Origin of the sequence: Paenibacillus elgii NBRC 100335, from assembly GCF_004000865.1 — a bacterium.
Lineage (GTDB): Bacteria > Bacillota > Bacilli > Paenibacillales > NBRC-103111 > Paenibacillus_G > Paenibacillus_G elgii.
On sequence record NZ_BIMB01000003.1, the window covers coordinates 257,100 to 271,815 of the forward strand.

At 53.8% G+C, this 14,716-nt stretch carries 5 protein-coding genes; all 5 read right to left on the bottom strand.

Going from position 1 to position 14,716, the window contains the following annotated elements; all coding sequences use genetic code 11:
• Nucleotide 1: 1 nt before the first annotated feature.
• A complete protein-coding gene (locus tag PEL01S_RS03875) occupies nt 2–604 on the bottom strand; it encodes an AbrB/MazE/SpoVT family DNA-binding domain-containing protein (RefSeq protein ID WP_063177898.1) in 603 nt (200 codons plus the stop codon).
• Nucleotides 605–631: 27 nt separating this feature from the next.
• The gene (locus tag PEL01S_RS03880; protein ID WP_063177900.1) at nt 632–1,150 is read right to left on the bottom strand and encodes a GrpB family protein; all 519 of its coding nucleotides are present in this window, start codon (nt 1,148–1,150) and stop codon (nt 632–634) included.
• 85 nt (nt 1,151–1,235) lie between these two features.
• Nucleotides 1,236–3,977 carry a hypothetical protein gene (locus PEL01S_RS03885; protein ID WP_127459342.1) on the bottom strand — a complete coding sequence of 914 codons (2,742 nt, stop codon included), beginning with the start codon at nt 3,975–3,977 and terminating at the stop codon, nt 1,236–1,238.
• Between the two features lie 135 nt (nt 3,978–4,112).
• A complete protein-coding gene (locus PEL01S_RS03890) occupies nt 4,113–11,948 on the bottom strand; it encodes a non-ribosomal peptide synthetase (protein ID WP_255320069.1) in 7,836 nt (2,611 codons plus the stop codon).
• A 99-nt stretch (nt 11,949–12,047) separates the two neighbouring features.
• On the bottom strand, nt 12,048–14,716 hold a 2,669-nt coding region (locus tag PEL01S_RS03895; protein WP_127459344.1), incomplete at its 5' end, for a non-ribosomal peptide synthetase.

Consider the following 14,716-nt stretch of genomic DNA (forward strand, 5'->3'; position numbering starts at 1 on the left):
ATTATTCTTTCTGGATGATTAGTGCTTCAGGTTTTGTTGAATAATGGATTGAAATCCCTTTTAAACTGCCTGCCGTATCCTCCGGAACACCTACCCATGGATTGGAACTGTTTGGATCGAATTTCGATTTTATTTTGTAATAGAGGTGTCTTAATTCAAGGAAGGTTGCATTATCTACAAATAGAGTCGATTCATGCTCTTGATCGGATTCTGGATGGAACCTGACGATCAGAAGATCCAAACTATGATCCATGAAGAAATCATTTCTTTTGGAAACAATAATTTCTTTAAATCGAAAGAAGTGGCCTCGGATCAGAGTTAAATCATTAGCATAAAGCTCGATATCTATTTCATCCTTATTTTGAATCCCCAGATAGACAAGCACATGCTTTGGAATGGCAATCTGTCCCTCTGCTGAAACCCGATAAACATCTTGATTGTTGTTTCCGAATAGAAAAGGTTGTTTTGGTTTGAAATTTATCATAACACGCTTGCCTACACCCGACTCGAACTCCTCATATTCAAGTGTAGTTCCTGGCTCGATACGCATTCTTTCTCTAAAATAAATAGGGATTGTGAATAAAACTGGCGCCATATCAACCATAAAAACACCTTCCGCTCCGATTTATTATTAGCGCATAGTCCAATGCCAAATCAAGGCTTGCTTTTCTACGTTTTTCACAAAATCGTCTTTTCCGTCGCCGTAACGCTCTATGTCATCTGGATATTTTTTGGCCAATTCACTTTTTAATGCACCATAGTCCTTCGAAATTTCGGGATGATGGCAAAGATAGTCTCTAAACGATAGGTGGCGCTCGATTTCTTGAAAATTGTTATATTGAAAAGCGTGAATATGGTGGGTTCGGTTGCTTCCCCCTTTACGGAAGTATCTTCTGCCGCAAATACCGAACTCGCCCATCACTTCGTAGCCGAGCTGTTCAAATGGTGTGGAATAGTTATCCAATTTGTTGATTTCATGAACTACAAGTAGGATATCAATAATGGGTTTCGCTTTCAGACCAGGAACGGAAGTGCTGCCAATGTGAAAGCTATTCACTAATTCATCCTGAAGAATTTCTTTAATTTCGCGTTCTTCCTTCAGATACTCTTCTTTCCAATTAGGATTATGTTCCACAACAGTGATATTCATAGGCTCGCCTCTTTTCGCATTTCGTATATTCACCTTGCAATCCGTTGAGGGCATTACATCAATATACAAAAATTGGGGGACGGTGTCAATTCAAAATCGTTTCAATATGCGGAACCAGGGTCGTAAGCACCCATCTGCTTTTTCGGGGATCATTTTGGATGAAGCCGCCGAATTCTACCTTATCTTCCGACATGGCCGCAATCATGCTGTTGGGCGCGTTTTCATACATTTCTCGGCCTATGCGCTGCGATGAGGCTCCCTTCGGATCAAAATGCCCGCCCTTTTTCCAACGATGGAAGGCGTCCTCTCCCTGCTGCAAATACGCAATAAGATTGTTCGCGACCGTTTTCTTCACCTGGCACTTCTCCCATTTCAGCTTATTCGCCAAGTCCGTCAAATCGGACGGGTCGGGAGCGTTCTTGGACTTATCGATCCATCTATACTGCTCGTAAGCCTTGAGCGTCAGATCCGAATTGATTTGTTTTTCCTTGTAAAGCTCGAAATGATACGTCGGATTTTGCTGCTCAAATTCCTTCAAGGCGCTTTCCAGATGTCCGCCGCTTACTCCGCTGTTGACGAAGCTTTTCGGATCGGGCGCTTGGACGGAAATCAAGTGCTGAATGAGGTCGGCCGTAATGTCCGTATCCGCTACGCCGCTGTGCTTTTGCTGTATCTTGGGGAAGCCCTTTGGATCGGAAGTATACTTATACAGAAGTGCAGACGATTTAAGCTCGTCCCGCAGGCGGAGAAGTTTAGATGCCTGCTGCGGCGGCAGGCCCGTTACCTTCTGATCCACATACGATTTCATCTCGGTAATGTAGCTCTCTACATTTGTCGGATCTACGGTCAGCTTCTGCAGCACCTTGCGCAAATCGTATACCGCGTCGGCGTACTCGTTGCTTTTTTCGAAATGCTGTTTGTTTAGATTCGTCAGCTTTTTCCCTTGGGTGCCAGCCTCTTTCTGGTATTTGCTTACCAGCGCAGGCAGATTTACCGGCTTATCATTACTGATCTGCAGCTCGGAACCGAACAACTGCTTCGCCTCGCCGAGCAAGAGCTTCCAATTGGCGGCGTTGCCGGAAACCGCTTGATCCAGCGCATTCAAAAATTGTTCTTTTTGCTGGGCCTGATCCCTCTTCTTTGTCGTGTCGTTCCAATTTTTATAGGCACCCTCCTTCTGGTTTTTCAGTCCTCTGACACGGTCAGCCATGACCGCCATATGCTCGAATAATGCCGGGGAAAAATCGCTGGGGTTCAACAACTTCAGTTGACGGCAGCCAGCCTCCAATTCAATGCAAAAGCGACTCACAAAGTCTTCCTTATTGAATATTTGCGCAGCATCAAAGGTAATGCTGATTGAAGTATTTGGCGTGATCTGGGTATGATCGGCGGAGGCAATCTCGCAAGTAACCGGAAATTTATCCGCAACTGAGGTATTTATATTTACAATTTCGAACTCCGCTTTGCTGCTCGTTTTCTTCACCGCTTTCAATTCCCATGGTGTAGCTGCAAGCACTTTGTCATTCACAACTGCCTCATTATCATACAGAGCTTCAATGGTTTTGGAGGAGCTGGCTATCGGCACTCTTCCGTTCCTTCCGCCTGACGCAACCGCCGGCGCGTTGTTCAACCGGTGAGCCATGTGCCCGGCTATACTTTCCGCCGCTTCATCCAAAGGAGGCAAATGGGTATCCTCCTTGGGGATATACGTGGAAATAAACGCCTCCCCCGCTTGATCTACGCGGACAATGGTCACGTGCGAATCAAACGTGAAATGGACGGAATAACCGCTATTGAACTGATTCCGTTCGATTTTATCGGCATAGCCTTTCTCGATCGTAAGCCGGGCCCATTTCAAATACGTATCGATGTCCGGATTGGTAAAAGGGTGCTTCTCCGCATGGGACAGCGCGGCGGCCTCGCTTTCGAAGGTTAGCGTGCTTGCCGCTGTTTTTAGCTTTTTTTCCGTTTCCCCCTTGTTCTCCGGGTCCAGTCCAGGCACGGTCTGTTTGGACTGCTGCTTGCCGTGTAAAGCGCCTGCGCGCGCTGTATAGTTCTGTTCTACGACATGGTCAGCCAGCGTCCCATCCGGATTGTTCGCGATGTAGAAGCTGTAATGGTTGGCGAGCAGCCGGGCATCGGTAACGTCCGGACGGGCGGCTGCATAATCGAGCGCTTTTATTTTTAAGGTCATCTTTTCTTTGTCGTTGACCATATCGAACAGGCGCGTCCGATCCTCCAGCGGAGTGGACGAGCTAGACAGCATGGTGTTGACTTTGGTTCCATTGCTCATTAACGCAAGCAGGTCGTCGACCTCCGTTATCAGATGATGTTGAAAGCGCAGCCGTTCGCCGCCGGATTTGACCAACGCGTGCTGATGGCCGACTTTTGCCGGATCGCCTTCCGCCTCCTTGCTGGAGTCGACAAGCTTTTGCAGCAGCTGCAGAGTTGCATCCTTATGTCCTAACTCCTCAAGCTTCAAATAATGCATGGTCAAGGAGTTGTTCATGACAATTAACTCGTCCTGTACGGTAAACTGATGATTTCCCGTCGCAAATTTGACGTCCAGGTACGTTTTCCATTCCGAAGCATTATCCGCGCTTATGTTCAGGACAGGATCGGTAAATTTTCGCTGTACGGCAGCACCAGCTGCCGACTTGAACTGACGGATCAGCCGGTTCACGGCCTGATTCCCCACTTGCTTCTGCATCTGCAGCAGAGTAGCCATCGAGGCGGGAACTGCCGGCTGCGAGCGCGTATGCCGTGCCTCCGAACGGGCTGCCCCTGCTGCGCTTGCCTCCGCTTGGTTACGTGTATGCCGCCACATTGTCTTCTCCTCCGGAACGTAGTTATGATCATAATTCGCTGCATTTGAACGAATCCCTTTATTTTCCCAGTAAAGACAAAAAGCAGCTATCGCAGGAAATCCTGTGACAGCTGCTTTTTTACGATTGCAAGCGAATTAAGAATAAACGACTTGAGCCTCCATGCTGCGCTTCACGATTTCGGTTACAATCTGCAGAATCGCTTCGGAGTTCTCGTCGATAAACCCGGGCTCGAGCACCTCCTGATGATTTCCGATCGCTTCATATTCGGTATACTTGGTTGCGGTTCCGCGACTCCACATTAATTTTTCACCCGTCGAGGCTTTGCCTGCTTCCGTCCCGCCGGCGGCAAGTCCGTGAATATTCGCTTGCACGACGCCTGTGTTAACAAGCTGATTGCTGTATTTCAGATAAGCAAGCATTTTGTTTCTTATTGTTTCTCTCATCTGCGGTACAGCCAGGAACTGCTTGTACGGATCGGCCGCGTTCTCCAGCAATTCGTCTACCTGTTCTTCCAAGATGTCTGCAGCGAGGTCTGCGCTGTGCGTTCTAAGCGCGGAATCGAGCATGATGATATCCGATACGGCGTAGCCTCTCTTCTCCATCACCTTCGCCACTTCAAAGGCCAGACATCCGCCCACAGAATAGCCCAGAAACACATAAGGCTGCTGCTCTTGAATGCTGACAATTTGATCGGCATACCGCTCCAGCATGTCTTCGTAGGTCGGGCTGTTGTCCATAAAATCGATCCCGTACAGCACGCAATGGTTCTCCAGCCGTTTGGCCAGCTCGTAATACACCATACCGTATCCCGCCGCCGGAGGAAAACAAAATACGGTGAGGCTGCCGTTGCGGTTCAGTTGAACGATCCCTTGGCCTTCGTCCTGCTTCAACCGGTAGGTTAACAGCTCGCGGGCCATTTCCTCCAGCACCGGCACTTGAAACACCCGCTGCAGCGGCAGTTCAATCCCCATTTGCGTATACAGCTTTTGCACCAATTGCAGCACTTTAATCGAGTGCCCGCCTAATTCGAAAAAGTTATCGTGCGCCCCGACACGTCCAAGTCCGAGCACGTCTTGCCAGATTTGCGCCAACTCAAGTTCGAGCGGGGTTCGAGGCGCGACATATTTCGCATTGAACCGCAAGCTTTCCTTCGGAGCCGGCAGAGCTTTGCGATCGGTCTTGCCGTTGGCCGTCAGCGGCATCCGCTCAAGCTGGATGAAATACGACGGGATCATGTAGCCCGGCAGCTCTGCCGCGAGCGGTTCCCTTAATTCTCTCGGTGAGAGCTCCGTTTCCGCCGTGAAATAGGCGCAGAGCTGCTTCTGACCGCTTTCGTCCTCCCAGGCGGTCACTACCGCTTCTTTGACGGAGGCCATCTTCATAAGCTGGGCTTCCACTTCTCCCAGCTCGATCCGGTAGCCACGGATCTTCACCTGATGGTCGATCCGGCCCATATATTCGATCGTGCCGTCCGGCAGCCAGCGGGCCAAATCACCTGTCTTGTACATCCGTCCGTCCATCTCGTACGGATTGGGCACGAACTTCTCCGCCGTCAGCTCCGGTCTCCGGTTGTAGCCCCGCGCCACGCCCGCTCCGCTGATGTGCAGCTCGCCCGCAACGCCGATCGGCACAAGCCGCTGCTCTGCGTCGAGTATCCAGATCTTCTGGTTCGGCAGCGGCCGCCCGATCGGTACCGTGTCCGCCAGTTCGGCGATCCGCTGCGGCTCCACCTCATAGATCGTCGAGTCGACCGTGCACTCCGTCGGTCCGTACACGTTCGTGAGCTTCACCTGCTCCCCGAATGTCGACCAGAACGACTTCACGACCTTCGTCGTCAGCGCCTCGCCGCCGATCACATAGTGCTTCGCTCCGACCTCACCACCGCCGTTAACGCTGGCTGCCTGCATCAGAATCGCCAAATACGTCGGCGTCGCATCCGTGATGTCGATGGCGTGCTCCCGGAAAAACTTCAGCAGCTTGTCCCCGTCCATCCGCGTCTCTTCCGGCAAGATGTGCAGCGTCAAGCCCAGCAGCAGCGCCCCGTAAATCGGCTTCACCGACATGTCGAACACGTACGGCGCCAGCTGCGCCATGTTCCGGTACTCCGGATGCGCCGCATAGATCGGTTCGAACAGGCTCAGCGTAAAGTTTACTACGCTTAGTTGCTCAATCATGACCCCTTTCGGCTGGCCTGTCGTCCCCGACGTGTAGATCAGGTAGGCCAGATTATCCGCCGTGGATAGCGGCTCCAGATTCGCACCATGCTCCGCCGGGCCTTCGTACAGCCACGCTTCGTTCAGACACAGTACCCCGCCGTGGAACTCCGCCGCTTTGGCCTGCTGCCAGCTTTGCGTCAGCAGCAGCTTCGCTCCGCTGTCCTCCAGCATGTAGCGGATGCGCTCCTCCGGATACTTCGGATCGATCGGCACGTACGCGCCGCCGGCTTTCAGGATCGCGAGGATACCGACGATCATCTCCAGCGAGCGATCTGTCATGATGCCGACCAGCGTATCGGCCTCAACCCCTTCGGCCCGCAGCGTCCGGGCCAGCCGGTTCGCCCGCTCGTTCAACTCGCCGTACGTCAGTTGCTCACCCTCGAACACCACGGCTATCCGCTCCGGCGTCCGCTCCGCCTGTTCCTCGAACAGCGCGTGGATCGTTTTTTCCCGCGGATAGTCCGCCTTCGTATCGTTGAACTGGACTTGAATCTGCGTCTGCTCTTCCTGGGTCAGCACATTCAGCTCGCTAACGCGAAGCTGCGGATGAGCCGTAATCTGTTCCAATACGTTAATCAGATGCCCCCGGATCCGTTCCACCGTCGCCTGGTCATACACGCTCGCATTGAATTCGAAACGAAGCAGCATCTCCTCGCCGGGCCCGACAATTAGATTAAAATCGTAATTCGTTTGTTCGTGCCAACTGACATCCGAAATATCGAAGCCTGACGACTCGCCACTTCCGGCCTCTTCCATCTTTTGCTCCATAGGATAGTTTTCGAACACCATAAGGTGCCCGATCAGCCCTTGCTTCAGCTCGCCTTGCGTTTGAATCTCGTAGAGAGGATACGTATCGTAGGCTTGGGAAGCCAGAGCTTGATCCTGTACCTTTCTCATCGCGGAGGCAAAGCTCTCTTCCGCTTCACAGCGGATACGCACCGGGATCGTGTTGATGAACAATCCGATCATCGTTTCAATGCCCGGAATTTCCGCCGGTCTCCCCGATACGACGCTTCCAAAAACGACGTCGGTTGTCCGGTTATACTTTTGCAGCAAAACACCCCACGCCGTCTGCATCAAGGTATTCACGGTTACTTGGTGCTGCTTGGCGGTCTGTTGAATCTGGCGCGTTAATTTTTTTCCAATGGCGCAGTCCAGCTTCCTTGGCGCATACTCTCCTGCCTGATGCGGCGTTCTCCCTGCTTGCGGGAGCAGCGCCGGCTGATCGTAACCAGCCAAATATCGGTTCCAATAGCCGGAGGCCTCTTCGGCATCCTGGCCGTCGAGCCATTCCATATAGCGGCTGTATGGTGAAACGGCGGCAAGCTCGGGCTGTTTTCCCGCCAGGGCTGCAAAGTAGGCTTGGAACACTTCCTTGGAGACAAGCGCTAAACACCAGCCGTCCATGACGATATGATGGAAGCTCCACAAAAACCGGTACGATTGCTCCCCGGTGCGAAGAATCGTTACCCGCAGCAGCGCGTCTTGCTCCAGATTAAACCCTCTAAGCTTATCCTTGGCTTTTAAGTCATCCGCATAGCTGCTTTGCTCGGCCTCGCTCATCGTACGGAGGTCTTCATAGTGCAGCTCGCTTGTTTTCCTGCGGGAAACGATTTGCAGAGGCTGGTCCTTCCAGCCGCTGTAAAAATTCGTCCGCAAAACGGCGTGACGCCGCACCAAACCATCCAGGCTTTGCCGAAAAGCGTCTATATCCAGACTTCCGCGAAGCGTGAACGACATTTGTTCGAAGTAGGCTTCCGAGCGCGGGTCCAAGAGGCTGTGAAACAGCATTCCTTTCTGCATCGGTGTGAGCATGTACACATTTTCGAGCTCGCCGATATGAGCCGTTTGTGCCATTAATTGCTCCAGCTCCCCGATCGTCAGCCCGCGCAGAAGAACGTCGCTCGGGGTTAACTCGGGCCGCTCCTTTCCGGCGCAGTGGGCGATTACTTCTTGCAGACTCCGCTGAAGCAGCCCGGCCAAGCGTTCCATCGTTTCCTTCCGATACTGCCCGCCGCTGTAGCTCAGCGTCAGCTCCAGTTCCCCGCCCGCGATCATGCCGTTGATCTCGAGCACATAGCATCTTAAGGCGTGTTCGCTTATGGACGCACCGCTGGAATAGGGCGAGAGGCGCATCGCATTGTTTTGAATATCCTGATCGAACTGCCCCAAATAGTTAAATGAAATTTCCGGCTCCCCGCTTAAGGCCAGGCTCTCCGAGCCGGACAAATAACGGAGGATGCCGTACCCGATCCCTTTGTTGGGAATCCGGCGCAGATTTTCTTTTGTCCGTTTGATCCGGCTGGACAGCGTCTCTCCCTCTCCCATCTCCAGGATGACGGGGTACTGGCTCGTAAACCAGCCTACCGTACGGGTAATATCGTTGTCCCGGACGATCGCTTCCCTTCCGTGCCCTTCCAGATTGACCGCTACACGATCCAATGAGGCCCAGCGGTGGAGCGCCGTGCCAAGTGCCGTGAGCAGCAGGTCGTTCATTTCCGTGTTGTAGGCGCGATGGGCCGATTTTTGCAGCAGCTCCGTTTCCTCCCGGGTCCACCGTACCTTGATAGATTCGCTGTCCCGTATCTGTGCGCGGCTTTGCTCTTGATCCAAAGGCAGCCGCTTGCAATCGGCTTGCGCGGCGCGCTCCCAATATTCCCGCTCCTTCTCCATGGCCGGGCTGGCCGCATAGTCTGCCAAATGCTGCGTCCAGGTGCGAAACGAATCCGTCTTATACGGAAGGCGGACCGCCCGGCCGTTCATAGCCTGATCGTAGCCTGCCGCGATATCTTCGAACAGGATCCGCCAAGAGACCCCGTCCACCACAAGATGGTGAATGGCGATCAGCAGATGATCCCCGTCCGGGCAGCGGAATAGTCCGAGCTTCATCAACGGGCCGTTCTCCAGATCGATGCTGCCCTGAATCTCTCCCGCTTTGGCTTCGACCGCGGCGGCGCAATCGGTCCGTTCCCTGAAATCGTAAACTTGCAGGCTGTACAATTCGCCTTCGTCCACTCCCCGGTTCCAAGCGCTATACCCGCCATCCGTCCGCCTGAAGACCATGCGGAGCGCGTCATGATGCTCGACAATTGCCCGTATCGTCCTCCGGAGCGCCGTTTCATCGAAGCCTTCTTCCCGGAACAGCATCACCGCTTGATTATAATGATGCGGATCGGCCGTCGCCTGCCCCAAAAACCAGTGTTGAATGGGCGTAAGTCCCGAGCTGCCTTCCACTTCGCCCTGATCGGCCGTTCTGCTGACCGGTTGGACATGCAGACTCAATTCGGCCGCGGTCGGGTATTTAAATATATCTTTAATTTCAAGTCGGTAACCGGCCTGGTACATTCTCGAAGAGACTTGGATCGATTTAATGGAGTCGCCGCCAAGGCTGAAAAAACTATCCAGCGTCCCGATCGGTTTTGTGCCCAGCACCGTCTCCCAAACGGAGACGAGGGCTTGTTCTATCGGGGTCCGGGGAGGCACATACGCCGCTTCCGACTGACGGCTTCCCTCCGGAGCAGGCAGCGCTTTGCGGTCGATCTTGCCGTTGGGCGATAGCGGCATCCGCTCCAGCTGCACGAAATACGACGGGATCATGTAGCCCGGCAGCTCTGCCGCAAACGCTTCTCTCAGTTCTCTCGGTACGAGTTCCGTGTCTGCCGTAAAGTAGGCGCAGAGCTGCTTCTGTCCGCTCTTGTCCTCCCGCGCGATCACTACCGCTTCTTTGACGGAGGCCGTCTTCATAAGCTGGGCTTCCACTTCTCCCAGCTCGATCCGGTAACCGCGGATTTTCACCTGATGATCGATCCGGCCCAAGTATTCGATATTCCCGTCCGGCATCCAGCGAGCCAGGTCGCCTGTCCGGTACATCCGCTCTCCGGGTTCGAACGGATTGTCCACGAATTTCTCCGCCGTCAGCTCGGGACGGTTCAAATAGCCTCGGGCCACGCCGTCCCCGGCTATGTACATTTCGCCCGGCACGCCCGGCGGCACAGGGTTGCGCTGCTCGTCGAGCAAATAAATGCTTACATTGGCCGCAGGCACGCCAATCGGCACCGATTCGCGCGTGTCTCTCACGGGATCGTACAAGTAAATCATGCAGCCGACGACCGTTTCGGTCGGACCGTATTCGTTGAAGATTTGCACCTGTCCGTTAAACTGCTCCATGATGCTTTTCGCCAGATTCGTGCTGAGATTTTCGCCGCCCACAATGAATTTCCGGATTCTTGATCCGCTGGGCAGCTTCATCTCTTTGATCAGGCTAAGATGCGTCGGCGTCAGCTTGACGATATCCACTTCATTTTCTTCGACGATACGCTGAATGAGTGCCACCTTGTCCTCTCCGTCGTAAATGCGGATTGTATTTCCCGTAATTAACGGAGTGAACACCGACGTTACCGTCAAATCGAAGGAAATCGACGAGTACAACGGGAAGTCGAGCTTTTCGCCGGCGACATACACGTCCTTGGCCCACCAGATATAGTTGACCAGGCCTTGCTGCGTAATCATGGTTCCTTTCGGCAGCCCTGTCGTGCCCGAGGTGTAAATGAGATAGACCAGGTCCTTCGGCTGCACGGGCCATCCCGGATTCGAACCGTCTTCGGCATACGCTTGCGGATCGTTCAGATCGACGAGCTTGCCGGCAAAAGAGACGCGCTCCCGTAAATGGCTTTGCGTTAGCAGCAGCTTTGCGCCCGAATCCTCCAAAATGTACCCGATGCGCTCCTCGGGATACTCCGGATCGATCGGCACATATGCACCGCCCGCTTTTAAAATCCCGAGAATCCCGATAATCATTTCCAAGGAACGATCGACCATAAGACCGACCAATTGCTCCGGCTGCCCCCCTTCGGCACGCAGCATCCTTGCCAGCCGGTTCGCCCGCTCGTTCAATTCCTTGTACGTGAGCTCGCTTTCTCCGCACACCACCGCCGTCTGCTCCGGCGTCCGCTCCGTCTGCTCTTCGAACAGCCCGTGGATCGTTTTTTCCCGTGGATAGTCCGTTTGTGTATCGTTGAATCCGGTGAGCAGCCGCATTTTCTCGGACTCGGATAAAAAGTCGATGTGCCGCACAGGAAGGTCGGGCTGGAGTAACGCTCCGGCCAACATCCGGTTCAAATGGCTAGCGATCTGAACGATGAATTCCCGGGTGTAGCGGCATTCGTTATACACCAGCTTCAATCCGATGGCATCCTGCTCCCTGAAAAATTGAAAGTGGAGATCGGATACGACGATGCCAGCCGTCTCGTCCCCATGCAATTCCTGGAACGAGATCAACGTATGAATAACCGGCAGCCCCTCGGAATCGTGCTGTAAATGCAAATGCTCATCCAGGATCTGAAACGGGATGTCCTGATGCAGGATCGCGTCGTTCAAGGACATTTTGACCTGATTTAACAAAGATTTAAACGTGCTTTCCGCACCGATATGATCTTTTAAAAGCACGATATCGCTGACCGGCTGCCGCGTTTGATTCGCTTTTACGACGATAGGCATGCCGATGATGATCGTTTCCGAATTCGTATATTTGGCAAGCAGACACTCTACCCCGGCCAGCAAAATCATAAATACGGCTCTTGGCAGACCCTTCGCCATAGAATCGATTTTTTGAGACACTTCGGAGGAAAGCAGACGATCGCAGGATTGCGGATTTTCGGAAAAATGGTTTGACGAGTTGCTGTACGGCAGCACGGTAAGACTATCTTCGACATCCAATCGTCCTTTCCAAAAAACGGATTCCTTTTCATATAACACGTTCAATTTCGCCACCCCATTCGGTTGTAATCCGTTCAACGGCGTCCTTGCGGGAGCCCGGTACGGATTGCCATACCGCGACTCCCGACAAGGATTCAATCAGAACACAAATTCAAACACGTCCGCATCCTCGTCTGTCGGTTCATTCTCAAGCAGGGCGATATCTCCCAACCGGATTTGAGGCTGCTCGCCAATGTGCGCCAGGACCTTCATGAAATCATGGGCTAAATTGTCGATCATTTGCTTCGCAAACAGCTTGGTGCAGTACTCAAATCGGCACCGTATATCCGCTTCCGCCGAAACGACCTCCAGCGTTAAATCGTACTTCGCCATCGTATGAGGCCGGGCATAAGGTAAAATCCGCAAAGCTTCATCCGGAACGCCGCGTTTTTCCGTATTCTGCATGACAAACATCGTATCGAATAAAGGGCTGCGGCTCGGATCGTACGGAACCTGGAGCTTTTCCACCATCTCCTCGAATGGATAGCTCTGGTTCTCAAACGCCATCAAGGTCGTTTCCCTGACTTCTTCCAAATAGTCCCGGAAGGACTTGCCGCCTGCGGGATAACTGCGAATGGGAAGCATGTTTACGAACATTCCGATCAGCGGTTCGAGGTCCGCGTGAACTCTTCCCGCAATCGGCGTACCTACAACGATGTCCCCCTGCCCCGTGTATTTGTGCAATAAGACCGTATAAGCGGCCATCAGCACCATATAGAGCGTCGATCCCGCTGCCGTCGCCAGTTGGCGCAGGCTTTCGCTTGTGTGCTCGTCAATGACAAATTCGAACAGTTCCCCCTCATGACTGCGGACAGCCGGCCTTGCGTATTTCGTCGGCATCGCCAATACGGGCAGGTCTCCGCTCAATGCGTGAAGCCAGTAGGCTTCTTGCTCTTTTCTTCGCCGCATTTGCTCTTCGGATTGCTGCCACACCGCATAGTCCTTGTATTGAATGCGAAGCGGCTGGAGTTCTTCTCCTTTGTATAAACGGAAAAATTCATCCGCCAATACGCCCATCGCGGCTCCGTCCGAGATCATGTGATGCATGTCGAGCAGCAAGATGTGGCGCTCCGGTTCAAGCTCGATCAGTCCTACGCGCAGAAGCGGCGGCTGGGCCAGATCGAACGGCCTTACGAAGCTGCGAACGATCTCATCGGCTTCCTTCTCGTTAGCCTGCCGGTATTCCACGCTGAACGGCACTTCGGAATATACCCGCTGAACCGGTTCACCGCGTTCCAGGCCGAAGCCGGTACGAAGCGTCTCATGCCGGGCGATCAGCGCTTGAAAGGCTTCTTCCAGACGCTTCAGCTCCAGCGGTCCTTCGAGGCTCATTATTCCCGGCAAATTGAAAATAAGTTCCGTTCCTTCCATTTGCTGAATAAGATACAGCCGCTTTTGCGCGGAAGAAACGGGGTAATACGGTTTCTTCTCCGCCACCGGAATGGCGGCGAACTCCTGCTGCTCCATCGCTTCGATCACCTTCGCCAATCCTTCAATCGTAGGCGACTGGAAAATGTCCCTCAGCGATATATTCCAATTCAGCTCTTTGTGAATTTTGGCGGCCAAAGTTGTCGCCCGCAAAGAGTGGCCTCCAATTTCAAAGAAGTTGTCATGGATGCCGATGCTTCGAGCGCCGAGCACGTCCTGCCAGATCCGCAGCAGTTGGGCTTCCGCCACCGTGCGCGGCGCTTCAAGCAATGCCGCGGACTGGCCTCCCGCCTCTGCCGGGGCCGGTAAAGCGTTGCGGTCCACCTTGCCGTTCAGGGTGAGCGGCATTTGCTCCAGCTGGACGAAGTACGACGGAATCATATAGCCGGGCAGTACGGCGGCCAGCGCACTTCTCAGCTCGCCCGCGGACAGAGGACACTCCGCGGTATAGTAGGCGCACAACAGCTTCTGTCCGGCTTCGTCCTCGTGCACGGTGACTAGCGCAGCTTCAACGGATGGGACCTTCAGAAGACGGGCCTCCACCTCGCCGAGCTCGATGCGGTAACCGCGGATTTTTACCTGCCCGTCCATCCGGCCTTTGTATTCCAACGTGCCGTCGGCACGCCAGCGGACCAGATCTCCCGTCCGATAGCAGCGCTCCCCCGCCCGCACCGGGCTGGCGATAAATTTCTCCGCCGTCAGCTCCGGCCGATTCAAGTACCCCCGCGCCACGCCGTCTCCGCCGACGATCAGCTCGCCCCAAGCGCCGACTGGCTGCAGCTTTAATGCGCTGTCTACCACGTAAGCGGTCGAGTTCCGGATCGGACGGCCGATCGGCACCGTATCCGTCTGCTCGCCGGTAATCGCGAAGGTTGTAGAGAACGTCGTATTTTCCGTCGGGCCATAGCCATTCACGATGCAAAGTCCCGGATGATCCCGCAGCACCCGGTTAATATGCGGCACCGACAGCGCGTCCCCGCCGACAAGCAGCGTCTTCAAGCCCCCGAACAGCCCGCTGTCCTCCTGAGATAGCTGGTTGAAAAGCGGTGAAGTCAGCCACATGGTCGTGATGCCGTACTGCTGAATCGCCTGTTTCAACTTCGCCGTGCTCAGAATGACGTCCTGGCTCGTGAGATAAAGCTCTCCGCCGTTCAGCAGCGCTCCCCAGATTTCAAACGTAGAGGCGTCAAACGCCACCGCGCCCGTCTGCAAAATGCGCGTCTCTTCATCGAGGTCAGCGAAATTCGTGTTTTTCACCAGACGAACCACATTACGGTGCTCGACCATGACCCCCTTCGGCTTGCCCGTCGTTCCGGACGTATACATGATATAAGCCAAAT